Origin of the sequence: Phenylobacterium sp. (assembly GCF_016124325.1) — a bacterium.
Lineage (GTDB): Bacteria > Pseudomonadota > Alphaproteobacteria > Caulobacterales > Caulobacteraceae > Phenylobacterium.
In genome coordinates, this window is record NZ_WGNY01000044.1 from 66,813 (window position 1) to 90,490 (window position 23,678).

Below are 23,678 nucleotides of genomic sequence, written 5' to 3' on the forward strand. Positions count from 1 at the left end.
GGGGGTCAGGCCTGCCGCGTCAGCAGCGCGTAGGCCGACAGCGCCATCACCTTGGCCGAGCTCACCATGTCGTCGATGCCGACGTACTCGTCGGGCTGGTGGGCGAGATCGAGGATGCCGGGGCCGTAGGCGATGCAGTCGCGCAGGCGGCCGATCCGGTCGATGTGCTTCTGGTCGTAGGTGCCCGGCGAGCAGACGATCTGGGCGGGCTTGTCCAGCACCTGCTCCACCGCCTCGCAGGTGAAACGCACCACCGGCCGGTCGGGCTCGGTCATCGACGGGCGCACCTCGAACAGGTCGCGGATCTTGTAGCGGAAGCCGGGCCGCGTCTGGGCCAGGCCGTCGAGCAGGTTGTGGATGCCCGCCTTCACCTCCTCGAGGTCCTCCTCGATCAGCAGGCGGCGGTCCAGCACGATGCGGCAGCTGTCGGCCACCACGGGCGCGGGCAGGCCCGTGCCGGTCACGTCCGGCTGGCCGCCGTGGAGCGAGTTGATGTTGAGCGTCGGCGTGCGCGCGCCCTCCGGGACGACGGGCATCGCCGTGTCCAGATTGCCGAGCTGCGGATAGATGCGCCGCTCCAGCTCGTCGATGAACGCGCCCATGTGGCGGATGGCGTTGTCGCCCAGGAACGGCATCGAACCGTGGGCGATGCGGCCCTCGGTGGTGATCTCGCTCCACCAGACCCCGCGGTGGCCGATGCAGACCCGGTCCACGTTCAGCGGCTCGGGGATGATCACGTGGTCCACGCGCGGCTTTGAGAACCAGCCCCGCTCGGCCAGCCAGGCCACGCCGCCGTAGCCGCCGCTCTCCTCGTCGGCCGTGCCGGAGATCTCCAGCGCCCCCGGCAGCGGGACGCCGGAATCGATCAGCGCCTCCACCGCGATCACCGAGGCCGCCAGCCCGCCCTTCATGTCGCAGGCGCCGCGGCCGTAGACCCGGCCGTCCTTCACCACGCCTTCGAACGGCGGCACGGTCCAGCCGTCGCCGGCCTCCACCACGTCGATGTGGCTGTTGAAATGCACGCAGGGGCCCGGCGAGGCGCCCTCCCAGCGGGCGATGACGTTGATGCGCGGGTGCTCGTCGGTGTCGCCCGGCGAGCCCTCGGCGCGGACGTACTCCACCGCGAAGCCGCGCTTCCTCAGGCGCTCGCCGAGATATTCCGCGCAGGGCCGGTAGGCGTCGCCCGGCGGATTGACCGTCGGAAACCGGATCAGGTCGCGGGTGAGCGCGACGAGCTCGTCGGCCCGGCCCTCGATCGCCGAGAGCAGGGCGTCCTCGCGGGGATGGGCGGCGGGCTTCGCCGCGGCGCTGGTAACAGGGCTCATCGGAACACCACTCGCATCTCGTCTTCGCGCGCCGGTCAGGCGACCTCGGCCAGCACGCCCTTCAGCATCTCCACCGCCTGCTCGATGTGCGAGGGCTCGGAGATGAACGCCGGCGACAGCGCCAGGATGTCGCCGGTCACCCGCACCAGAACGCCCTTGTCGAAGCAGGCGTCGAACGCCTCGGTCCCGCGCGCGCCGGGCTCGCCGGGCCGCGGCTCCAGCTCGATCCCGGCCATCAGGCCCAGGTTGCGCACGTCGATCACGTGCCGCGCGCCCTTCAGGCTGTGGACCGCCTCCTCGAACATCGGCGCCAGCGACGCGGCCCGGTCGAACAGGCCTTCGTCGCGGTAGAGGTCCAGCGTCGCCAGGCCGGCCGCGCAGGCCAGCGGGTGGCCCGAATAGGTGTAGCCGTGGAACAGCTCGATCCCGGGCTCGGAAGCTTCGTCGACGATGGTCTGATAGATCTTGCTGCGCACGCCAACCGCGCCCATCGGCACGGCGGCGTTGGTCAGCCCCTTGGCCATGGTGACCAGATCGGGCTGCACGCCGAAGTGGGCCGCGGCGAACGGCGAGCCCAGGCGCCCGAAGCCGGTGATCACCTCGTCGAAGATCAGCAGGATGTCGTGCTTGTCGCAGATTTCGCGCAGGCGCTTGAGGTAGCCCACCGGCGGCGGCAGCACACCGGTCGAGCCCGCGATCGGCTCGACGATCACCGCGGCGATGGTCGAGGCGTCGTGCAGGGTGACGATCCGCTCCAGCTCGTCGGCCAGTTCGGCGCCGTGCTGCGGCAGGCCGCGCGAGAAGGCGTTCTTCGCCAGGTTGTGGGTGTGCGGCATGTGGTCGACGCCGGTCAGCAGGCTGCCGAAGTACATGCGGTTCTTGACGATCCCGCCCACCGAGATACCGCCGAAGCCCACCCCGTGGTAGCCGCGTTCGCGGCCGATCAGCCGGGTCTTGGTCCCCTTGCCGCGGGTGCGGTGATAGGCCAGCGCGATCTTCAGGGCGGTGTCCACCGACTCCGAGCCGGAGTTGGTGAAGAATACGTGGTCCAGGTCGCCGGGCATCAGGTCGGCGACCCGCGAGGCCAGCTCGAAGGCCTTGGGATGGCTGACGTTGAAAGCCGTGGCGTAGCCCATGGTGGCCGCCTGTCGCTGGATGGCCTCGACGATGGGCTTGCGGTTGTGGCCGGCGCTGACGCACCAGAGCCCCGAGGTGGCGTCCAGGATCTGCCGGCCCTCGGGCGTCCAGTAGTGCACGCCGTCGGCGCGCTCCAGCAGCTTGGGCCGCGCCTTGAACCGGCGGTTCGGCGTGAACGGGACCCAGTAGGCCTCGAGCGAGTTGGGCAGGGTGGTCACGTGCTGGTTCATGCCGGCTCCTTCGCAGCGGACGCCTCGACCGATTTCAGAAAGGCCGCCACATCCGACGCCGACCTGTCGGGGACGTCCAGTTGCGGCAGGTGGCCCGCGTCGGGGTAGGTGATGAGCTTGGCGCCCGGAATGGCGGCGGCGAACTTCCGGCCGGCCTCGGGCTGGATGATCACGTCCTGGTCGCCGTGCAGCACCAGCGTGGGCGCGGCGATCTTGGACAGCACCGCCTCGGTCGCCACGCTGTGCTCGCCCGGCCGCATGCCCATCAGGATGTCGCGGTGGCCCGGCGCGCGCTGCACCTCCACCCAGCGGTCCACGAACCCGGGCGTGATCAGATCCTTGTGGACCACGTCGGCCTTCAGCGCCGGCCCCGTGATCGGGCGGGTCTCGAAGTGCTTGAGATAGAAGATGCCAGTGGGCGATTGCAGGATGCGGAAAGCCAGCGGCGGCTTGGTCAGGGTCGAGGCCGGCCAGCCGGCGGCGTCCACCAGCACCAGGGCCGAAACCCGCGCCGGATAGCGGCTGGCCACCTGCCAGGCGACCCCGCCGCCCATGGAGTTGCCCACGATGGCGAAGGGCGGAAGGCCGAGCTTGCCGGCCAGCGCGTCCACCTCGTCGGCGAAGGCGTCGGCGCTGGGCGCGTAGCCGGCCGGCGCGCGGGTCAGCCCATGGCCCGGCAGGTCGATGGTGATGACGTGGAAGTCGGGCGAGAGCCGCTCGATCCACGGCTCCCACGTCAGGAACGAGTCGCCGTAGCCGTGCACCAGCATCACCACCGGCTTCGCGGGGTCGCCGTCGTCGCGATAGTGCATGTGAACGCCGCTGGGCAGGTCGATGAACTTCGAGGTCGGCCGGGCGTATTTCGCCTCCAGCTTGGCGTAGGGGATGTCGGCCCGCCACAGCGCCACGCCGGCCACGATGATCAGCAGGATGATCACCCCCAGCGTCACGCCCAGGACCGCCGCCAATCTCGCCACCTGCGATTTCGCCTCCGAGACGGCGCTCGTTCCCCCGGCGCCCGAACGGCGAGTATAGCCCGCCCGGCGCCGCGCCCAACGGGGTTAAACGCTCAATCGGTTGAGCGCTTGGACGGCGACAACCGCGCCGCCAGCGCCGCATAGGCCCGGGCCTGGTAGGCGTCGGCGCCGGGCCTGGCGAACACCGTCCCGGCCGCCGCCAGCGACTGGCGCGCCGCGGCCAGGTCGCCGCGCGCGAACGCGATCTGGGCCTCGGCGAGGTCGAGGTTGGCGCCCCAGCCGGCGTCGGCGGCGAGCTGGGTCACCGCCTCGCGGTCGATGCCCTTCAGCCGCGCCGCGGCCTCGTCGAACCGGCCCTCCTCGATCAGGCAGGCGCCCCAGGCGTAGTCGATGCCCCCTTGCAGTCCGCTGTCGGGGAAAACCTTGCGGGCGATGTCGTGCGCCCCGGCCAGGTCGCGCAGCGCTTCGGCCCGGCGCCCGGACCGGCACCGGGCGGTCGCCCCGTCGGTCAGCGACGCCAGGCTGAAGAACGACGCCGGCCCCTGCTTACGCACCGCGATGGCGTGGACGCGGTCGGTGTCGGCGATGGCGTCGTCCCACCGCTCCAGGCTGGCCTCGGACTGCGCGCGCGTGGCCAGCAGCTGCAGCGTCATCTCGTGCTCGGGGCCGAACACCGCCAGCATCTGCGGATAGAGCGCCGTGGCCTCCTTCACCGCTTCGGCGTGGCGGCCCTCGACCATCAGCGCCTGCACCACGTTCATTCGCACCATCAGCACGTCGGGGGCGTCTGGGCCCTCCAGCGCCGCATAGCCCTTGGCCAGCGCGCGGAACTGGGCCTCGGCCGCCGCGCCCTCGCCCAGGCGGATATGGGTGAAGGCCACCCGCTGGCGGAAGGTGAGCCGCGAGCCGGGATCGAACAGGTCGGGGTGGGCCTCGGCCCCGTCGGCGGCGACCCGGAACTCCGCGGCAGCTGTCTTCACGTCGTTGCCGATCAGGGCGAGCATGCCCTTCGCCGAGGCGAACCAGACCGCCAGGTCCGGCGGCGGGGGCTTCATCGCCGCGATGGCCGGTGCCTGGGCCGCCACCAGGGCGCGGGCGCGCTCCAGCGCACCGGGGCCGTAGGAGCGGGCCTCCATCATCGCCTGCTGCAGCCGCACGATCCGCGCGCCCGGCGAGTTCGGGCCCTCGGCCGCGATCCAGGCCTTGGCCGCGCGGTCGTACTCGGTGCGCGCGTCGGGCCAGTCGCTGCGGCGGTCGACGGCGCGGGCGATGGTCTGGTGGAGCTGGGCGGCGACCTTCGGGTCGTGGGCGAAGCGCCGGTCGATCTGGGCGGCCGCCTGCTTGATGGCCGCCAGCAGCGACTCGTCGGGCCGGCCGCTGTGGAACGGGCTGGAGCGGGCCAGCAGGTCGTTGGCCAGGAAGGCGTTGATGTTCTGGGCCACCTCCGCCTGGTGGCGGGCCTCGTCCCGGTCGCGCCGGGCCCCGACGTAGAGCGCGCCCGACACCGCCACCCCGGCGGCCAGGGCGAAGCCGGCCAGCGCCACCCAGGGCCGGCGCGCGCGGACGGCGACCAGCTCGTGCTCCAGCGCGGCCTTGCGCTCCGCCTCGGCGATCTGGCGCGCCCGGGCCTCGCGGCGCGCGTCCAGGGTCTGGAGCCGCTGGGCCAGTTCGGCGGCGCTGGCCAGGCGGTCCTCGGGATTGCCGGCGGCGGCCGCGGCGATGTCCTCGCGCAGCAGCGGATCGTCGACCTCCCGCTCCCAGTCGGCCGACAGCGGGCGGGTGAAGTCGCCCACGACGAGCTGGTAGAGGATCACCCCCAGGGCGAACACGTCGCCCCCCACGCCGGCGGGCGCCCCGGCGTGGAGCTCGGGCGCCAGGTAGTGGGCCGTGCCGCCCAGGCTCGCGCCCGGCCCGCCCGCGCCCTCGAAGCCGGCGTTGGTGATGGCCAGGGCGGCCAGCCGCTCGGGCTCGGTCAGGTCGGCGCTGCCGAAGTCGACCACCGCCGCGCGCCAGCCGCCCTCGGCGGCAGGGGCGACCACGATGTTGGCCGGCTTCAGGTCGCGATGCAGCACGCCCAGGGCGTGGGCCGCCGCCACCGTGCCGCACACCTGCACGGCGAGATCGAGCCGCAAGGCCAGGGGCTGGGCCGCCAGCCCGCCCTCCCCCTCGGCCCAGGCCGGCAGGTCGAGCCCGCGATAGACCGTCTCCAGGAAGAACGGCGCGGTCTCGAAATTCCACTCCAGAACCTGCGCCAGGTCGGGCCGCTCGCCCAGGCTCGCCTGCATCAGGCGCGAGAGCGTGGCCTCGCGCTTGAGGTGACGCAGGGAGGCCGGATCGTAGGCGAACTTGAAGACCCGCTGCTCGGCGGTCTTGGCGTGGTGGCCCACCCAGACCTCGTTGGCGCGCGAGATCCCGAGCGGCCGCTCCAGGCGCCATTGCGGCCGGCCGGGCACGGCCTGCCCCGCCCGCAGCGTCCCGGTCAGCGGCGGCGCGCCCTCGGCATGGGCCGTCTCCACCGGCGCCGTCAGGCGGTAGCCCACCTTGGGAACCGTCGCGATCAGCGTCTGGTCGTCGTCGCGAAGGGCCTTGCGCAGCTTGGAGATGGCGGTGGTCAGCGAGCCCTCGACCACCGTCGTGGCGGGCCAGACGGCGTCCATCAGCTCGTCCTTGGTCAGCGCCTCGCCCGCGCGCCGCAGGAACTCCAGCAGCAGCTCCAGCGGCTTGATCTCCAGGTCGACCGGCTGGCCGTCCACCGTCAGCCGCCACTGGCTCTCGTCGAACTCGCAACCGGCGAAGCGCCAGATCCGGCGCCCGCCCGAGCGCCCGCTCCGAAGGACCCTGCGACTTACGCTCAACGCCCGCACCTTCCGCCACCACCGGGCGCGCGCGGCAGAAGGGCCGTCGCCGATTTCGGGACCCTCGTCCCGCCGCGCCGGGAACGGATCGATATTGGCGGCCGAGCGCCGCCTTGTCGACGCATCAGGCCCCCCTGCCGCCCCGGCGACTGCATCCTTTAGAATTCCTTGAGGCGCGCGTGAGGACGCCGCCGCCGTCCGCCAGCCACCCTGCCGCGGCTGGAGACCCCGTCTCCGGCGAACTTCGAGTTCGGATCAGGCGCCGGAACGGCGCGCAAGTGGGGATCGCGTAATGAGTATGGCCAAGCTTTCCGTCGCCGCGTTGCTCGCGTCGGCCTTCCTGCCGTCGCTGGCGCACGCCGAGATCACCTATTTCAGCAGCGCCCAGGCCCTGGTTCAGTCGGCCTCCGAGGGGTGCCTGACCGAGGACTGCGTGAAGCAGCCTCAGTACTACGAGCAGAACTTCGATCCCGCCGGCGGCCAGGTCAGCGCCAGTCGGACCTACACCTACGACGTCGGCACGGCGACCGCGAACGCGACCGCCGATCTCTCCACCGGGACCATGAAGGCCTATGCCGATGTCGAGGCCACCCAGGCTCTCGGCTCCAGCACGCTCTCGGCCCAGGCCCGGGTCGACATCGGCGACAGTTTCCGCGCGGTGTCGGGGAACAGCCCCTTCACCTGGACCTCCGAAGACGAGGCGTCGTTCACGTTCGACGTCTCGGGCGTCGTCGATTTCCTGGGCGCATCCAGCAATTCCGCGATCGCCCTGACGATCCTGGCGCCCGGCACGCTGGACGCCTACGCGCGCTGGGTCGGCGGGGACAACTCCGCCTACTACGAGTGGTACCCGACCGAGATCGCCGACTTCACCTACCAACTCGGCCCGGGCACGACGAACTATCCCTGGGTGGACGCCACGGCGACCTCGTATCCGACCAGCTTCACGGCGAGCTTCAATCCCGGCGGCGATTTCGACTGGGTGATGACGCTCAACCTCGACCCGTACCTCGGATACCCGGCCGGCGCAGGCGCGCACGGCCTCGACGATTTCAGCCACACGGTGCTCGCGTCGTACCAAGGCCCGCAAGGTGCGACGACGCTGTCGGCTTCGGGGCTGTTTCCCGGAACGGTGGCGCTCGACGCCGCCCCCGGGGGCGTCCCGGAGCCGGCGAGCTGGACCCTGATGCTGCTGGGCTTCGGCGGGCTGGGCGCGATGCTGCGCCGCGCCCGTCGCGACGACGGCGATCCGGCGGCCGCCACCCCTGTGCGGGCAGCCTGAGACTCGTCAGGGGCGGGGGCGCCACGCGTCTCCGCCCCACGACCGGGCTCCTACCCCAGGGCGGCGAGCACCGCGTCGGTCATTTCCGCCGTCGAGACCGCGGTCTCGCCCGGCCCGGCGATGTCGGCGGTCCGGACCCCGGCGGCGAGCGCGCTGCGCACCGCCGCTTCCAGGCGGTCGGCCGCCGCCGGCGCATCCATCGACCAGCGCAGGCACATGGCGAACGACAGGATGGTGGCCAGCGGATTGGCCAGCCCCTTGCCGGCGATGTCGGGGGCCGAGCCGTGCACCGGTTCATACAGCGCCTTGCGGCGGCCCTGCGCGTCCGACGCGCCCAGCGAGGCCGAGGGCAGCAGGCCCAGCGAGCCGGTCAGCATCGCCGCGGCGTCCGAGAGGATGTCGCCGAACAGGTTGTCGGTGACGATCACGTCGAACTGCTTGGGCCGGCGCATGATCTGCATGGCGCAGTTGTCGGCGTACATGTGGGTGAGTTCGACGTCGGGATAGTCGGCGCCGACCCGCGTGGCGATGCCGCGCCAGAAGCCGCCGGTCTGCATGACATTGGCCTTGTCGACCGAGCAGACCCGCCTGTTCCGCCCGCGGGCGATCTCGAAGGCCGCACGCACCACCCGCTCCACCTCCACGGAGGTGTAGGCCTGGGTGTCATAGGCGCGCGTGACACCGTTCCCCAGATCCTCGACGCCGCGGGGCTCGCCGAAATAGACGCCGGCCGTCAACTCGCGGATCACCAGGAGGTCGAGCCCCTCCACCAGCTCGCGCTTCAGGCTCGAAGCGTCAGCGAGCTCGGGATAGCAGATCGCCGGGCGCAGGTTGGCGAACAGGTCCAGTTCCTTGCGCAGGCGCAGGAGGCCGGACTCGGGGCGAAGGGCGATCGGCTGGTCGTCCCACTTGGCGCCCCCCACCGCGCCGAACAGCACCGCGTCCGACTTCAGCGCCCGGGCCACCGTCTCGTCGGTGACCGGAACGCCGTGGGCGTCGATGGCCGCGCCGCCCACCAGGGCCTCGCTCAGGTGGACCGGCCGCCCCATGCCGCCGCTGAGCGCGCTGACCACGCGCAGGGTCTGTTCGATGACTTCGGGGCCGATGCCGTCGCCCGGCAGCACCAGCAGGCGAAACGGCTCAGATGCAGCGGCCACCGTCGACCTCCATGGCCACGCCGGTGATCATCGCGGCGTCGTCCGAGCAGAGGAACGCCGCCGCCGCGCCCATGTCGGCCGGGGTGGAGAAGCGGCCGAGCGGGATGGAGGCCAGGAACTTCGCCCGGATCTCGGGCGTGTCCTCGCCCATGAAGGTGGCCAGCAGCGGCGTCTCGCCCGCCACCGGATTGATCGCGTTCACGCGCACGCCGAACGGCGCCAGCTCCACCGCCATCGCCCGCGTCGCGGTGATCATCCAGCCCTTGGAGGCGTTGTACCAGGTGAGGTTCGGCCGCGGGCTGACGCCGCCCGTCGAGGCCACGTTCAGGATCGCCCCGCGGCCCGCCGCCTTCATCGCCGGCACGAGATGGCGGGCGGTCAGGTAGACCGACTTCACGTTCACGGCCCAGATGCGGTCGAAGTCGGCTTCGGAGAGCACGTCCAGCGGCTGGGGCGTGTGGCCCACGCCGGCGTTGTTGACCAGGATCTCCACCGGCCCCAGGGCCGCGGCCACGTCGGCGGCCATCCGCGCCACGTCGGCGTCGCTGGAGACGTCGGCCTCCACGGCGATGGTCGCGGCGCCCAGCTCGGCGGCCAGCGCCGAGGCGGCGGCGAGGTTGCGGTCCACGATCGCGACGCGGGCCCCCTCATCCACGTACCGCCGCACGATCCCCTCGCCGAACCCCTGGGCCCCGCCCGTGACGATCGCCGTCCTGTCCTTCAGCCGCATGCCCTCACCCATGATGCGCCGCCACCGTCTTCAGCACCGAGAAGCCGTACAGCGCCTCGAAGCCCTTCTCGCGGCCGTGCCCCGAGCGGCCGACCCCGCCGAACGGCAGCTCCACGCCCCCGCCCGCGCCGTAGTTGTTGAGGAACACCTGCCCCGCCCTCAGCCGCCGCGCCAGGCGGAACAGGCGGTCGCCGTCACGGGTCCAGGCCCCGGCCACCAGGCCGTAGGGCGTGCCGTTGGCGATCGCCACGGCCTCGTCCTCGTCGTCGAAGGGGATGACCACCTGCACCGGGCCGAAGATCTCCTCCTGCGCCAGCCGGTGGTCGGGCTTCACGCCGCCGAACACCGCCGCGGGCAGGTAATGGCCGCCGGCCGGCGCGTCGGCCGCCACCTGGCCCTGGCCGACCAGGGTGAGCTCGCGCCGCGCGGTCTCCAGATAGCCCTCGATCATCGCCTTCTGGCGGGCGGTGATGATCGGCCCCAGGTCCATGTCGGCCATCGCCGGTCCGCTCGTCAGGCCCGAGAAGCGCTCGGCCAGCCGGCCGCACAGCTCGTCGTGGATCCGGCGCTGCACCAGGATGCGCGAGCCGGCCGAGCAGGTCTGGCCCGCGTTCTGGATCGCCGCGTTCACCAGGAACGGCAGCGCCCGGTCGAGGTCGGCGTCGTCGAACACCAGCTGGGGCGACTTGCCGCCCAGTTCCAGGGTGACGGGCACGGCGTTCTTCGCCGCCGCCGCCTGGATCATCGCGCCCACGACGGTGGAGCCGGTGAAGGAGACGTGGTCGATCCCCGGGTGCCCGGCCAGCGCCGCCCCGGCGTCGGCCCCCAAGCCCGGAACCACGTTCAGCGCGCCCGCCGGCAGGCCGGCCTCCTCGGCGATGCGGGCGAAGGCCAGGGCGGTCAGCGAGGCCTGTTCGGCGGGCTTCAGCACCGCGGCGTTGCCCATGGCCAGCGCCGCCGTCACCGAGCGGCCGATGATCTGCATCGGATAGTTCCACGGGATGATGTGGCCCGTGACCCCGTGCGGCTCGCGCAGGGTGTAGACGGTGTAGCCCGGCAGGTAGGGGATGGTTTCCCCGTGCAGCTTGTCGGCGGCCCCGCCGTAGAACTCCAGGTAGCGGGCCAGCGCGACCACGTCGGCGCGGGCCTGGCGCAACGGCTTGCCCACGTCGCGGGCCTCCAGCTCGGCCAGCCGGTCGGCCTGCGCCAGCACGGCCTGGCCGATCTTCGCCAGCACCCGGCCCCGCTCGGCGGCCGACAGCGCGCCCCAGGCGTCGGACAGCGCGCCGCGCGCGGCGGCGACCGCCTCGTCGACCTCTGCCGCGCCGCCGCAGGCCAGCTCGCCTACGGTCTCGCCGGTGGAGGGATCCTCGATGGGCAGGGTCTGCGGGCCCTCCCGCCAGCGGCCGTCGATCAGGACGCCTCGACGCGCAAACTCCAGATCCAAGGGGCCGCCTCCTTACAACGCGCGACCTGATTGGGTCGCGCGCCGGGCGGTTTCAAGCGCAAACTGGGTTCGGCGATCCAAGCTAGCTGAGCTTGGACGTCGAACCGGCGGGTTCGCCCTCCTGCGAGAGGTCGGCGGCGGCGGCCAGCTTGCGCAGGGTCTCGGCGTGGCTGGCGCGGGTGATGCCATAGCCGAACAGCAGCAGCGCCGCCGTTCCGTAGAGCATGAGCTGGGTCGGCGCGTAGACCATCCCCAGGTGCCGGATGACGTCGGGCGGCACCGATCCGGGCTTGGCGCCGGGCGGGAAGCCGATGGCGCTGATGATCAGGCCCGAAGTGAAGATGCCCAAGCCGGTGACCGACTTGTTGGCGAAGAAGATGGCCGCGAAGAACAGCCCCTCCTGGCGACGCCCGGTCTTCAGCTCGGCGTCCTCCACCACGTCGGCGATCATCGAGGAGAACAGGATGTTCGCGATCACCCCGATGCCCGTGTAGAAGATGTTGGTCACGAAGATCGTCGGGAACAGCAGCGGCGAGCCGTTCTCCGGGAACGCGCCCAGCAGGCGAAGCGCGATCGGCCCGACCCCGAACAGGATGCCGGTGGGGATGAGCAGCTGGGCCACCGGCCGCTTGTCGAAACGCTGGGCGATGCGCGGCGCCAGCAGGAACGCCAGCACCGCCGCCGTCAGGCTGGAGAAGGCGAAGGCCGCGATCTGGTCGGGGCTGAACTGCCAGAAGTAGGTCGAGAAATAGAGGTTGATGGCGAAGCCCAGCCCGATGCCCGCATAGAGGAAGAACGCCGACAGCAGGATCATCACGAAGTGGCGGTTGCGCAGGGTGCCGAACATCTCCCGCGCCAGCCGGTCGATGGTGATCCGCTCCTGCGGCGGGGAACGCAGGTAGGGGATCTGGCGGTGCGTGCCCACCGCCGTCACCAGGATCGCCCCCAGCATGATCAGCCCCGAGACGATGCCGTAGCGGCCGTAGCCGTCGGCGTTGAGCTGGCCCACGGCGTGGGTGGCGTCGGGGCGCAGGAACACCTTGGTGGCCAGGTAGTAGGTGGCCAGGCCGCCAGCCCAGCCGAACAGGTAGCGATACGAGAGCAGGCGCGTCCGCTCGTCGTATTCGCTGGTCAGCTCCGCGGCCAGGGCCGCCGAGGGCACCTCGTAGCAGCTGATGAAGCTGCGGATCAGCACGGCCACGACGATCAGGTAGGCGACCTGCCCGCTCTCGGGCCAGCCGGTCGGCGGATGCCAGATCAGCATGTACGAGAGCGCGACGGGGATCGCCGCGGCGTACATCCACGGGTGCCGCCGGCCCCATTTCGAACGGGTGTTGTCGGAGAGCTGGCCGATGATCGGGTCGATGAAGGCGTCCAGGACCAGGGCGATCATGATCGCTAGGCCGACCGCGCTGGCCGGCACGCCCACCACCTGGGCGTAGAAGAAGGCGAGGAAGAACGAAAAGCCGTTGTCCTTCACCCCGAACGCCACCGAGCCGAAGCCGTAGAACAGGCGGGTGGAGGCGCTGAGCCGGCGCGCGGCGGCCGGCGCGGGGGATGGGGTCGACAAGGGGAACTCCTCCGATGCGCGGCGTCTTCGGCCGTCGGCGCGTGACGCTGGCCGAGCCGCCAGCCCCCGTCAACCCAACGATTTGAGCATCGGGTATGCCCCGAAGCTTCAGCCCACCGGCCGGGAGACGAGGCCCTCGAACAGCGGTCGCACGAAGTGGTCGGCCGCGGCCTCGGCGGCCAGGCCGGGCGTCCAGTAGTGCAGGTCGGCTGCGGCGTTGACCGCCCCGGTGATCATCTGGGCGGCGATGTTCACGTCCACCGGCCGCACCGAGCCGTCGGCGATCCCGTCGCAGAGCAGCGAGGCGAAGCGATAGGAGATGCGGTTGAAGCGCTCCAGCAGGCCCAGGCGGATCGGCTCGGGCACGGTGGTGAGCGCCGAGGTTCGCAGCAGCGGCGCCTCCCCCTGGATCTGGTGCGCCGCCAATGCGGTGACCGCCGCCGACAGCACGTCGAGCCCCGAGCCGCCCGCCGCCTCGGCCGCCCGGATCGCCCGCCACATGATCTCGAACGTGCGCTCGAAGCAGGCCACCACCAGTTCGTCCTTGGTGTCATTGTGGTGGTAGAAGGCGCCCTTGCTCACATGCAGCCGGGCCGAGATCCGCTCGACCGACGCGCCGTGGTAGCCCTCCTCGTTGATGAGCTGGGTGGCCGCCCGCAGGAATTGCTCAGGCGAGGCGCTGGCGTCGGGCGGCGAAGGCGCGGCCAGCGAGAGAGCCGGCGGCGGCCGCCACGAACGGCCCGGCGTCACCAGGCCGTCGTTCAGGATCGACGCCATCCGCTCGGCGGTGCGCGGATAGTCGGCCGGCTCGGCCTGATGGCGCCAGGCGGCGATCCACAGCACCTGGGCCAGCAGCATGTGCGCCCGGGCGTTGCGGTGCAGCCGCGGCAGGGCGTCGGGGCCCGGCAGGAGGCTGCGAAAACCGCGGAACACGTCGACATAGGCGGCGTTCACGGCCTCGCGATTCAGCGCCCGCACATCGTTGAACACCGGGAACGGGTCGGCCTCGCCGCGGGCCACCAGCCGCGCCCGCTCGAAGAACGCGGCGATGAAGTCGGCGATCCGGGCCTGCGGCGTCGCCTGGCGCGCGCTGGCGGACAGCATCGCGTCATAGGCTTCCAGCCCCTTCAGGAAGGCGGCGGCGGCCAGCTCCTCCTTGTTGCGGAAGTAGTAGATGACGCCCGTGGGCACGAGGTCGAGGCGGGCGGCCACGTCGCCCAGGGTCATGCCGCGCACGCCCTTGCGGTTCATCTCCTCCACGGCCGACCTGACGATCGCGTTCCGCTTGGCCTCGAACCGGCGGGTCGGCCCCCGCCGCTTCAATGGCCCGGCCGGACCGGGCTCGTCTCCAAGCGTCACCGTCATACGATTGTTTTATCGGGAATCGTCGAGCGCCACCACCACGCCCGAACCGTGCTGGCGTGGCCGCTCCCGCATGCCTGGAGGCCTTCCCGCTCGCGATGCCTCATCGTGAGCGGACGAGAAGGCCTCCAAACTCAAGGAGGCGAGCACGTTGATCCCAGTTGGCTTGCTTCAAGCCAACTGGGACGTGCTCTAGTGTTCCCGAGTTTCGAAAAGCGGGAGGCGTCGGATGCTGCTCCAGGGCTTGAAGGTGGTGGAGATGGCCACCTGGGTCGCCGGGCCCAGTTGCGCGGCGGTCATGGCCGACTGGGGCGCCGAGGTGATCAAGGTGGAGAGCCCGATCGGCGACGCCACCCGCATCTTCGCCCCCGACACCGCTGAGAGCCCGGGCAATCCGATCTTCACCAACGAGAACCGCGGCAAGAAGGGCGTGGTGCTCGACATCTCCAAGCCCGGCGGCCTCCACGCCCTGAAGGTCCTGCTCAAGGACGCCGACATCTTCGTCACCAACGTCCGGCCGGGCTCGCTGAAGCGCCTGGGCCTCGACTACGACAGCCTGAAGGACGAGTTCCCGCGGCTGATCTACGCCGCCGTCACCGGCTTCGGCCTCGTCGGCCCGGAGGCCGACAAGCCGGCCTTCGACATCACCGCCTTCTGGACCGCCAGCGGCGTCGCCCGCGCCATGATCCCCACCGACCAGGAGCCCTTCCCCTCCCGCCCCGGCTTCGGCGATCACGTCACCGCGCTCGCCACCCTGTCGGCCACGCTGGCGGCGCTGCACGAGCGCCACGCGACCGGCCATGGCCGCCTCGTCGAAGGCAGCCTGGTGCGCGCCGGCGCCTATGCGATCTCCTGGGACCTGTCGATGCAGCTCCGCTACGGCCAGGTTGTCACCGCCCAGCCGCGCCACGACCGGCCCAACGGCATCTCCGGCTTCTTCCAGACCGGCGACGGACGCTGGCTCTGCATCCTGCCGCGCGCCGTCGACTGCTTCACCAACGTCATGATCGCCATCGACCGGCCCGAGGTGCTGGCCGATCCGCGGTTCACGCCGCCGATCGTCGACATGGAGGTCACCCGCGAGGTGCGCGCCATGTGCGACGAGGCCTTCGCCCGGATGACCCTGGAGGAGGCGGGCGAGAAGCTCACCAGCCTCGACGTGGCCTGGGCGCCGCTGGCCACCCTGGAGGAGACCGCCGCCTCCCAGTGGGCGCAGGACGCCGGCTGCTTCTTCGAGGTCGAGGACGGCTGGGGCGGGCGCTTCCGCGCCACCGCCTCCCCCGCCCGCTTCCCGGAGGGCGAGCCGCCCGTGGGCGCGGCCGCCCCCAAGCTGGGCCAGCACACCCGCGAGGTGCTGGAGGCCGCCGGCCTCACGCCCGACGAGATCGACGCCGTCGTCTGACGCCTTCCCCGGAAAGAGAAGGGCCGCGCAGTCGCCCGCGCGGCCCTGAAGTACGAGGAAGGAGAACGCCCTGAGAGGGCCTCACCACTTTGGCCCGCTCCCAAGTGGCGTCCATCGCATGGCCGCGGACGGCAGGATCATTCCGCCGTCCGCCCAGGATCGCGGCAGAAACGCCCCCGTGTGCTCGATTACATGGCAAGAGCCGCCCCCGCAGGGGCTCAGCGCGTGCCGTACATCCGGTCCCCGGCGTCGCCCAGGCCCGGCAGGATGTAGCCGTGATCGTTCAGCTTTTCGTCGACTGCCGCGGTCCAGACATGCACGTCCGGATGGTGGCCGCGGAACTTGGACAGCCCTTCGGGCGAGGCCAGCAGGCAGGCCATGCGGATCTCCCGCGCCCCGGCCTCCATCAGCCGGTCGACAGCGGCGATGGCGGTATTGCCCGTGGCCAGCATCGGATCGATCACCACCACCAGGCGCTCCCCGATATCGGCAGGCGCCTTGAAATAATACTCCACGCACTCCAGCGTCGCCGGGTCGCGGTAGAGGCCGACGTGGGCGACGCGGCCGGCCGGGACCAGGTCGAGCATGCCGTCCAGCATGCCCATGCCCGAACGCAGCACCGGGGCGAACACCAGCTTCTTGCCGGCGAGCTGCGGCGCCCGCATCGGCGTCAGCGGCGTCTCGATGTCGATCTCTTCCAGCGGCAGGTCGCGCGTGACCTCGTAACAGATCAGCGAGGCGATCTCCTTGAGCAGCTGGCGGAACCCCTTGGTCGAGGTGTCCTTCTTCCGCATGAGGGTCAGCTTGTGCTTCACCAGCGGATGATCGACGACCGTGACGCCCTGCATGGACCTTCTCCTCAAAACACCGTGCCGTCGCTGACGACGGCGATGGGCGGGCCGCCGTCCGCCCGCAACTGCTTCGCGATGCGCCGCCCCGCGGCCCAGGTGCCGCCCTCCAGCACCCGCGCCAGCGGGAACGCCTCGGCGCTCACGCCCAGCCGATCTCGCACCAGCGGCGCGGTGCGGTCCAGCAGCGCCACGGTCAGCGCCCGCCAGCCGACGACCAGCGACCCCTCCACCGGATGCGCGCGGCCGGCGTCGGCGGGGTCCTTCAGCGCCAGCACGCCGGTATCCACGAACAGCCCGCCGTTGCGGTATTCGGCCAGGCCGGTCAGGCCGTCGATGTCAGTCACCTCGATCCCGGCCCACTGCAGGGGCTCGATCAGCGAATAGGCCATCCACTGGCTGAGCTTGTGCAGCGGGACGAAGCCCTCGACCGCCGGATGGCACCAGCAATCCCCCAGCGGCAGGCCGCCCAGGCTGAGCCGCCCCGGCCAGATCGGCCCCAGCCGGTCGAGCAACACTTCGAGGATCGCGGGCACCGGCAGCCGGCCGCCTTGGGCGCGCGCCGCCATCTCGTCGAACAGGGCGGCGGGCCGGCCGATCGCCTCGCCCACCCGCCGCAGCAGGGCCGCGCGGCCCTCCACGCCCACCAGGGGGTTGTCGTCCGAAACCTGGAACGCCGCCGCCACTGAGGCGGCGTCCACCGCCCTGAGGTCTTCCAGCCCGCCCGCCTCCCAGAAGCGCAGCGAGGCCACGCCCAGCCCCTCCGAACGCGACAGCTCCGCGCCCGTGGCCGCGTCGCGGTAGCGCCAGGCCATGCCCGCGCCGGCGTCCAGCAGCACCGAGGGGATCACGAGGTCGAACGCGGCGCGGCCCAGCTCCATCGGATCGGCGGGCCTGTCCGCCTCGGCCCACAGGTCGCGGCCCGCCGCCGTGAAGTGCCGCCAGCGGGCGTGGAAGGGCACGTCCAGGCTCGGATAGTTGGTCCGCACCGTCTCGGCGGTCAGGTCGGCGGCGACGGGCAGGCGCGCAAGGTCGACCCGCCATTCGGCCAGGCCGCCCGCCTCGGCGATGGCGAACAGCTCGTGCGCCCGTTCCCGCACGGCGGCGGCGGAGAGGAGCGAACGGGCGAGTTGGGTGTCTGACTGCAAAGATGACTCCGTCATCCCCGGCCCTGTGCCGGGGATCCCTGCTTCCACATTAGCAATGGTCCCCCCGTCCGGCGCTTCTCCCCTCCCCCTTGCGGGGAGGGGCCGGGGGTGGGGGTGCGAGCTGGGCTGGCGGAGGAAGCCATGAACCTAGCCTGCCAAATCCGACGCGGACACCCCCACCCCAAACCCCTCCCCGCAAGGGGGAGGGGCTTCCTGGGCGAGGCTCGGCCGGCCCACCTTGGGTGTCCATCCGGCCTCAGAATTCCTTGAGGTCCCGGCCGACCACCTGCGCGAGGGCCTCCTCGGAGGGGGCGCCCTCGGGCGTGTAGTAGCCGGCGGCCTTCTTGGCCTCCATCTCCACGCTGGCGTCGGGCGGCACCAGCTCGGCCGGGATCGGCACGCGCTCGCCGATCTCGATCCCGCCGGCGACCATGGCGTCGTACTTCATGTTCGACATCGAGACGAACCGGTCGATCCGCCGGATGCCCAGCCAGTGGATCACGTCGGGCATCAGCTGCTGGAACCGCGCGTCCTGCACCCCGGCCACGCACTCGGTGCGCTCGAAATAGGTCGAGGCCTGGTCCCCGCCCGGCTGGCGCTTCCGCGCATTGTAGACGAGGAACTTGGTCACCTCGCCCAGCGCGCGGCCTTCCTTGCGGTTGTAGACGATCAGCCCCGTGCCGCCGGCCTGGGCCTGGCGCGTGGCCTCCTCGATCCCGTGGGTCAGATAGGGCCGGCAGGTGCAGATGTCCGAGCCGAACACGTCCGACCCGTTGCACTCGTCGTGCACCCGGCAGGTCAGCGGGACGCGGGTGTCGCCGATCTTCGCCGGGTCGCCGAAGATGTAGAGCGTGATCCCCCCGATCGGCGGCAGGAACACCTTCATGTCGGGCCGCGTCACCAGCTCGGGATACATCCCGCCGGTCTGTTCGAAGAGCGTGCGGCGCAGGGTCTGCTCGTCCACGCCGAAGCGCTCCGCCACGCCGGGCAGGTACCAGACCGGGTCCACGGCGGCCTTGGTCACGGCGATGTCGCCGCTCTCGAACAGCACCTTGCCGTCGGGCGTCAGGCGCCCGGCGCGGATGGCCTCGGCGATCTCGGGCAGGGTCAGGCGGGCCTTGGTCACGGCGATGGTCGGGCGGATGTCGACGCCCTCGGCGATCTCGGGGGCGAAATCCTCGGCGATCCGCGCGCCCCAGGGATCGAGCGAGACGATCTTGCCCGCCTCGTTCCACTGCGCGTGCGGGCCCACGGCCACGACGGGATGGGTGTTGACCAGCTCGGGGCGGACCATCGGGTCCATGGCGCCCGAGGCCACGGCCAGGGCGCGGTAGACGGAATAGGCGCCGCCGTGGGCGCCGATGGCGTTGCGGTCGGGACCGGAGTTGGTGGTGGCGATCACGGGGCCGCGTTCGCGGGCGCTGGGCGCGTCCCATTGGATCGGAAAACGGCTGGCCGCGCCCGCGCCGGGGTGCGACGTCAGCCGGATATGGGATGTCCTGTTGCCGGACATGGTTCGAGCAGACCTCCAGAATCGGAAAGGCCCTGTCGCCGGGTTCGCCGGCTCAGGGCCTTTGAGAGACGAGAGTGATCCCAAGCCGCTGACTTGGCAAGAATCTCCTCAAATATGCCGGCAACGCCAAGCCGGCCCAACAAGAGGCTCGTCACCCGCTGAACTGCTAGATTAGGCCAACGATCTGCCAAACGCGGCATCAGAGATATCGACGAGGTCACCGCAGCGACTTGGAACTTGATTGGCGCAGCGGCCATCCAGTCAGCCTCATGCGCCAAGAGGCAACTCCGCGACTGGTTTCACTCAGCCGCCTCGATAACTTGTGGTTGCGCCGGACACGGGTGCGCCACAAGGTGACGTGACATCGGTTTCGAAAGGCGTGTGAGGTATGCCAAACGTCTTCATCTCACATTCCTCAAAGGACAAGCCGTTCGTACGCCGATTGGCGGCGGGGCTCCTGTCCGAAGGGATGCCGGTCTGGCTCGATTCCTGGGAAATGGAGTACGGAGCTTCGCTCACCGACAGCATCTACGACGGGATCGAGGGAAGCAGCTTCGTGATCCTGGTGATCTCAAGCGATGCCGTTGATTCCGGTTGGGTCAATCGTGAACTCAACGCCGCACTCGCCAAGGAAGACCAGACCAATAGAAGGTTCGTCATTCCCATCAAAATCGACGGCGTCCCTGCGCCCCTTAAGATCGCTGATCGCCTGTATGCAGATTTTTCGGGGGGTGCATTTTCCGAGCCGCTCTCCCGCCTAGTCCAAGTCCTAGACCGGCAAGGCTGCCGCGCGTTGGCGCCTTTGCCTGAGCGCGAATTCTTGAGTTTGTCTTTCAGCCAGGAGGTGCATCTGGACAAGACCGCCTTAGACCGCGCGCTATTCTTCATCAGAGAACGACATCCCAATTTTGTTCCCGACGCTAAGCAGATCGTCGTAGTAGACGACCAAGATTACGAATCATTGAAATCCAAACTCTTCAACAACATTGACAGACTACCATCACTACCAAGCTATACTCCAGCTTTGGAGGAACAACTAAAATACGCCCGGGATCGCATTGCACGAATGGAGACCATGCTTCGCCATGGAGTATCCGAATTATTGAAGAACAAGTGCGATAACGAAGCCATATATTGGTTTTGCAAAATTATAAGGGCGCGTTCCGTATATCTTCTATGGAGCCATCAACTCAGCGAAGATTCAGATAATATTTCCTATGGAAAAATATGGCAGTCTTCCGAATTGAACTCGGGATCTTCAGCGAAAGAATTCTTTGGAGACGATGTGGAATCTGTAGATATATGGGTCACCGGCGGCGATCAATCCGACTATTTCCATCTATGGATTGGACGTCGCGAATGCGCCGACCTGTGCCCGGACGGAGGCGTCTACTTTGGACCTCAACCATACTCCGCGGTTTGCAGTAGCTCGGCGAGCGGAAAGTACATTTATCCTCAAATGATGCTGGCCCATTTGACAAATCCGCGGGCGGGTCGATCTCCCATCTGGAACCTAGGTCGCGCAACGATCGGCATCAGTTGACGCCAGTTGGACAAGAGCGAATCGCTACACTCGGCGAGAATTGGAGCTTGAATTTCGCGGAAGCGCCCGTGCCTGCCTTCCGCACATCTCAAGGTCACTTGATACAAATCCCGCGGCATCGCCAGCTGTTCACCGAACTTAATTTGCGCGCCAAGCGCGCACCATTGCGCCAAACGCCAATGCTTAATTTGCGGGCATGGCGCGTTGACCATGCCTCCGGCGGCGCGCTTAGCTGGACAGCTTACGCCACCACCTCAGGGTGAGCCGGTGATTCAAGGGCCTGCCTCCTTGCCCGACCTTCCGGCGCTCCAGCGCGCGCGCGGCGCCGGCCGCATCGCGGTGGCGCACGCCGACGGCCGCACGCGCCTTTCCCGCCTCTACCAGGACGGCTGCGGCAAGATCCGCCTGCCGCGCGACGCCCGCGCCGAGGGCCTGGAGGCGGTGCTGATCAACACCTCCGGCGGGGTGACCGGCGGCGACGCCCTGAGCTGGCGCGCCGAGGCCGGCGACGGGGCGCGCCTCACCCTCACCACCCAGGCCTGCGAGAAGGTCTACCGCGCCCGCGACGGCGAGGCCGTGATCGAGACGACGCTGAGCGTCGGCGTGGGCGCGCGGATCGACTGGCTGCCGCAGGAGACCATCCTGTTCGACGGCGGGCGGCTCAGGCGCCGGCTCCAGGCCGACCTCGCCCCCGGCGCGCGCCTGCTGGCGGTCGAGGCGGCGATCCTGGGCCGCGCGGCCATGGGCGAGACGGTGCGCGCCGGCGCCCTGGCCGACCGCTGGCGCATCCGCCGCGAGGGCCGCCTCGTGTTCGCCGACGACCTGCGCCTGGACGGCGCCATCGCCGAGACGGGCGCCGAACGCCCGGTGCTGGCCGGCGCCCAGGCCTTCGCCTCGATCCTGCTGGTGGACGACGAGGCCGGCCGCTTCCTCGCCCCGCTCCGCGCCGCGCTCGGCCCGGCGGGGGGCGCCAGCGCCTTCGACGGCAAGCTCTTCGCCCGCCTGACCGCGCCCGACGGCTTTTCCCTGCGCCAGGCCCTGCTGCCGGCGCTGGAGGCCCTGCGCGGCGGCGCGCCCCTGCCGCGGGTCTGGAGGACCTAGATTGAACCTGACCCCCAGAGAAAAGGACAAGCTGCTGGTCGCCATGGCCGCCGAGGTGGCGCGCAAGCGGCTGGCCCGCGGCGTGAAGCTGAACCACCCCGAAGCCGTGGCCCTGATCACCGACTTCGTGGTCGAGGGGGCCCGCGACGGCCGCCCCGTCGCCGAGTTGATGGAGGCCGGCGCCCACGTCATCCGCCGCGACCAGGTGATGGAGGGGATCGCCGAGATGATCCACGACGTCCAGGTCGAGGCCACCTTTCCCGACGGCACCAAGCTGGTGACCGTCCACCATCCGATCCGCTGAGGAGATGAAGATGTCCGACGAAGAAGGCCTGCGGCGCGCCCTCCCCTCCCCCTTGCGGGGAGGGGCCGGGGGTGGGGGTGAGCCTGCTGGGTTCGCCGCTGACACCCCCACTCCCAACCCTCTCCCCGCAAGGGGGAGAGGGTTGGGAGTGGGGGTTCCGTTCCTGCTCGCCCCCGCCGCCGCCCTCGCTCACGAGGGCCATCACGAGCAGATGAGCGCCGCCCAGGCCCTGGCGCACCTCGTGACCCAGCCCGACCACCTGCTGGCCCTGGGCGGCCTGGCGATGGTCGCCGCCGCCCTGACCTGGCGGCTGGCCCGGCGCCCCGTCGAGGTCCGCGTCCGCCGACGGACGCGCCGATGATCCCGGGAGAAGTCATCCCCGCCGACGGCGAGATCGAGCTGAACGCCGGCGCCCCGGTCACGACGCTGCGCGTGGCCAACACCGGCGACCGGCCGATCCAGGTGGGCAGCCACTACCACTTCTTCGAGACCAACCCGGCGCTGCGCTTCGACCGCGCCGCCGCGCGCGGCCTGCGGCTCGACATCGCCGCCGGGACCGCCGTCCGCTTCGAGCCGGGCCAGGAGCGCGAGGTCGCACTCGTGCCGCTGGCCGGCGGGCGCGCGGTCTACGGCTTCCGGCAGGACGTGATGGGCAAGCTCTGATGGACGACCGCTGATGGCCCGCATCTCCCGCGCCGCCTATGCCGACATGTTCGGCCCAACGGTCGGAGACCGCGTGCGGCTGGCCGACACCGGGCTGTTTGTCGAGGTCGAGCGCGACTTCACCACCTATGGCGAGGAGGTTAAATTCGGCGGCGGCAAGGTGATCCGCGACGGCATGGGCCAGAGCCAGGCCACCCGCGCCTCGGGCGCCGTCGACACCGTCATCACCAACGCCCTGATCGTCGACCACTGGGGGATCGTGAAGGCCGACGTGGGCCTGCGCGACGGCCGCATCGTCGGCATCGGCAAGGCCGGCAATCCCGACACCCAGCCCGGCGTCACCATCGTCATCGGCCCGGGGACGGAGGCCATCGCCGGCGAGGGCAAGATCCTCACCGCCGGGGCGATGGACGCCCACATCCACTTCATCTGCCCCCAGCAGATCGAGGAGGCCCTGATGAGCGGGGTCACCTGCATGCTGGGCGGCGGGACCGGCCCTGCCACCGGCACCAACGCCACCACCTGCACGCCGGGCGCCTTCCACCTCCAGCGGATGATCGAGGCGGCCGAGGCCTTCCCCATGAACCTGGCCTTCGCCGGCAAGGGCAACGCCAGCCTGCCCGAGGCCCTGGTGGAGCAGGTCGCCGCCGGCGCCTGCGCGCTCAAGCTGCACGAGGACTGGGGCACCACGCCGGCCGCCATCGACTGCTGCCTGTCGGTCTGCGACGACCACGACGTCCAGGCGATGATCCACACCGACACGCTGAACGAAAGCGGCTTCGTCGAGGACACCATCGCCGCCTTCAAGGGCCGCACGATCCACGCCTTCCACACCGAGGGCGCCGGCGGCGGCCACGCGCCCGACATCCTGAAGGTGGCGGGGCTGGCCAACGTCATCCCCTCGTCCACCAACCCGACCCGGCCCTACACGGTGAACACCCTGGCCGAGCATCTCGACATGCTGATGGTGTGCCACCACCTCGACCCGTCGATCCCCGAGGACGTGGCCTTCGCCGAGAGCCGCATCCGCAAGGAGACCATCGCCGCCGAGGACATCCTGCACGACCTGGGCGCGCTCTCGATC

General features: G+C 70.5%; 20 protein-coding genes. 8 read left to right on the forward strand and 12 right to left on the reverse strand.

Going from position 1 to position 23,678, the window contains the following annotated elements; genetic code table 11:
* Nucleotides 1-5 precede the first annotated feature (5 nt).
* The 4 genes from GC203_RS21760 to GC203_RS21775 all read right to left on the reverse strand — a co-directional run bounded on the left by GC203_RS21760 (nt 6) and on the right by GC203_RS21775 (nt 6,524).
* Entirely contained in the window at nt 6-1,325 is a 1,320-nt protein-coding gene (locus GC203_RS21760; protein ID WP_293458826.1) for an acetylornithine deacetylase/succinyl-diaminopimelate desuccinylase family protein, read from the reverse strand.
* A gap of 35 nt (nt 1,326-1,360) precedes the next feature.
* A complete protein-coding gene (locus GC203_RS21765; protein ID WP_293458827.1) occupies nt 1,361-2,692 on the reverse strand; it encodes an aspartate aminotransferase family protein in 1,332 nt (443 codons plus the stop codon).
* A complete protein-coding gene (locus GC203_RS21770; protein ID WP_293458828.1) occupies nt 2,689-3,669 on the reverse strand; it encodes an alpha/beta fold hydrolase in 981 nt (326 codons plus the stop codon). The genes GC203_RS21765 and GC203_RS21770 overlap by 4 nt, the downstream gene beginning before the upstream one ends.
* A 92-nt stretch (nt 3,670-3,761) precedes the next feature.
* Nucleotides 3,762-6,524 carry a winged helix-turn-helix domain-containing protein gene (locus GC203_RS21775; RefSeq protein ID WP_293458829.1) on the reverse strand — a complete coding sequence of 921 codons (2,763 nt, stop codon included), beginning with the start codon at nt 6,522-6,524 and terminating at the stop codon, nt 3,762-3,764.
* Between the two features lie 292 nt (nt 6,525-6,816).
* On the opposite strand from GC203_RS21775, the gene GC203_RS21780 reads away from it, so the two are divergent.
* The gene (locus tag GC203_RS21780; protein WP_293458831.1) at nt 6,817-7,806 is read left to right on the forward strand and encodes a PEPxxWA-CTERM sorting domain-containing protein; all 990 of its coding nucleotides are present in this window, start codon (nt 6,817-6,819) and stop codon (nt 7,804-7,806) included.
* A 50-nt stretch (nt 7,807-7,856) separates the two neighbouring features.
* Here the strand turns inward: GC203_RS21780 and leuB are convergent, their stop codons facing one another.
* The 5 genes from leuB to GC203_RS21805 form a co-directional block, all read right to left on the reverse strand.
* The gene (gene leuB, locus GC203_RS21785; protein WP_293458832.1) at nt 7,857-8,963 is read right to left on the reverse strand and encodes a 3-isopropylmalate dehydrogenase; all 1,107 of its coding nucleotides are present in this window, start codon (nt 8,961-8,963) and stop codon (nt 7,857-7,859) included.
* Complete coding sequence (locus tag GC203_RS21790; protein WP_293458833.1) at nt 8,947-9,705, reverse strand: glucose 1-dehydrogenase; 759 nt, start codon at nt 9,703-9,705, stop codon at nt 8,947-8,949. Before GC203_RS21790 ends, leuB begins: the two co-directional genes overlap by 17 nt.
* Nucleotides 9,698-11,140: an aldehyde dehydrogenase family protein gene (locus GC203_RS21795; RefSeq protein ID WP_293458834.1), complete on the reverse strand. Its 1,443-nt coding sequence runs from the start codon at nt 11,138-11,140 to the stop codon at nt 9,698-9,700. The genes GC203_RS21790 and GC203_RS21795 overlap by 8 nt, the downstream gene beginning before the upstream one ends.
* 82 nt (nt 11,141-11,222) lie before the next feature.
* A complete protein-coding gene (locus GC203_RS21800) occupies nt 11,223-12,710 on the reverse strand; it encodes an MFS transporter (protein WP_293458836.1) in 1,488 nt (495 codons plus the stop codon).
* Nucleotides 12,711-12,818: 108 nt separating this feature from the next.
* Nucleotides 12,819-14,075, reverse strand: coding sequence for a TetR/AcrR family transcriptional regulator (locus GC203_RS21805; protein WP_293458838.1), 1,257 nt, complete (start codon nt 14,073-14,075; stop codon nt 12,819-12,821).
* A 226-nt stretch (nt 14,076-14,301) separates the two neighbouring features.
* Here GC203_RS21805 and GC203_RS21810 point away from each other — a divergent pair, with 226 nt between their 5' ends.
* The gene (locus GC203_RS21810) at nt 14,302-15,474 is read left to right on the forward strand and encodes a CaiB/BaiF CoA-transferase family protein (protein ID WP_293458840.1); all 1,173 of its coding nucleotides are present in this window, start codon (nt 14,302-14,304) and stop codon (nt 15,472-15,474) included.
* Nucleotides 15,475-15,692: 218 nt separating this feature from the next.
* Here the strand turns inward: GC203_RS21810 and upp are convergent, their stop codons facing one another.
* The 3 genes from upp to GC203_RS21825 form a co-directional block, all read right to left on the reverse strand.
* The gene (upp, locus tag GC203_RS21815) at nt 15,693-16,322 is read right to left on the reverse strand and encodes a uracil phosphoribosyltransferase (protein WP_293458842.1); all 630 of its coding nucleotides are present in this window, start codon (nt 16,320-16,322) and stop codon (nt 15,693-15,695) included.
* Nucleotides 16,323-16,333: 11 nt separating this feature from the next.
* A complete protein-coding gene (locus GC203_RS21820) occupies nt 16,334-17,470 on the reverse strand; it encodes a DUF1688 family protein (RefSeq protein WP_293458844.1) in 1,137 nt (378 codons plus the stop codon).
* A 256-nt stretch (nt 17,471-17,726) separates the two neighbouring features.
* Nucleotides 17,727-18,983, reverse strand: a complete 1,257-nt coding sequence (locus GC203_RS21825; RefSeq protein ID WP_293458846.1) for a GTP cyclohydrolase II — start codon at nt 18,981-18,983, stop codon at nt 17,727-17,729.
* 388 nt (nt 18,984-19,371) lie between these two features.
* On the opposite strand from GC203_RS21825, the gene GC203_RS21830 reads away from it, so the two are divergent.
* The 6 genes from GC203_RS21830 to GC203_RS21855 form a co-directional block, all read left to right on the forward strand.
* Entirely contained in the window at nt 19,372-20,526 is a 1,155-nt protein-coding gene (locus GC203_RS21830; protein ID WP_293458847.1) for a toll/interleukin-1 receptor domain-containing protein, read from the forward strand.
* Nucleotides 20,527-20,814: 288 nt separating this feature from the next.
* Complete coding sequence (locus GC203_RS21835; RefSeq protein ID WP_293458849.1) at nt 20,815-21,627, forward strand: urease accessory protein UreD; 813 nt, start codon at nt 20,815-20,817, stop codon at nt 21,625-21,627.
* 1 nt (nt 21,628) lies between these two features.
* Complete coding sequence (locus GC203_RS21840) at nt 21,629-21,931, forward strand: urease subunit gamma (RefSeq protein WP_293458851.1); 303 nt, start codon at nt 21,629-21,631, stop codon at nt 21,929-21,931.
* Between the two features lie 148 nt (nt 21,932-22,079).
* A complete protein-coding gene (locus GC203_RS21845; RefSeq protein WP_293458852.1) occupies nt 22,080-22,292 on the forward strand; it encodes a HupE/UreJ family protein in 213 nt (70 codons plus the stop codon).
* A complete protein-coding gene (locus GC203_RS21850; protein ID WP_293458854.1) occupies nt 22,289-22,594 on the forward strand; it encodes an urease subunit beta in 306 nt (101 codons plus the stop codon). The genes GC203_RS21845 and GC203_RS21850 overlap by 4 nt, the downstream gene beginning before the upstream one ends.
* Before the next feature lie 13 nt (nt 22,595-22,607).
* A partial coding sequence (locus GC203_RS21855) for an urease subunit alpha (protein WP_293458856.1) occupies nt 22,608-23,678 on the forward strand: 1,071 nt, incomplete at its 3' end.

Bases quoted from the DNA above. Each gene is read 5' to 3' on its own strand.
- GC203_RS21760 (WP_293458826.1), bottom strand. From the start codon at position 1,325: ATGAGCCCTGTTACCAGCGCCGCGGCGAAGCCCGCCGCCCATCCCCGC.
- GC203_RS21825 (WP_293458846.1), bottom strand. From the start codon at position 18,983: ATGTCCGGCAACAGGACATCCCATATCCGGCTGACGTCGCACCCCGGC.
- GC203_RS21805 (WP_293458838.1), bottom strand. From the start codon at position 14,075: ATGACGGTGACGCTTGGAGACGAGCCCGGTCCGGCCGGGCCATTGAAG.
- GC203_RS21850 (WP_293458854.1), top strand. From the start codon at position 22,289: ATGATCCCGGGAGAAGTCATCCCCGCCGACGGCGAGATCGAGCTGAAC.
- GC203_RS21765 (WP_293458827.1), bottom strand. From the start codon at position 2,692: ATGAACCAGCACGTGACCACCCTGCCCAACTCGCTCGAGGCCTACTGG.
- upp (WP_293458842.1), bottom strand. From the start codon at position 16,322: ATGCAGGGCGTCACGGTCGTCGATCATCCGCTGGTGAAGCACAAGCTG.
- GC203_RS21830 (WP_293458847.1), top strand. From the start codon at position 19,372: ATGCCAAACGTCTTCATCTCACATTCCTCAAAGGACAAGCCGTTCGTA.
- GC203_RS21790 (WP_293458833.1), bottom strand. From the start codon at position 9,705: ATGGGTGAGGGCATGCGGCTGAAGGACAGGACGGCGATCGTCACGGGC.
- GC203_RS21810 (WP_293458840.1), top strand. From the start codon at position 14,302: ATGCTGCTCCAGGGCTTGAAGGTGGTGGAGATGGCCACCTGGGTCGCC.
- GC203_RS21780 (WP_293458831.1), top strand. From the start codon at position 6,817: ATGAGTATGGCCAAGCTTTCCGTCGCCGCGTTGCTCGCGTCGGCCTTC.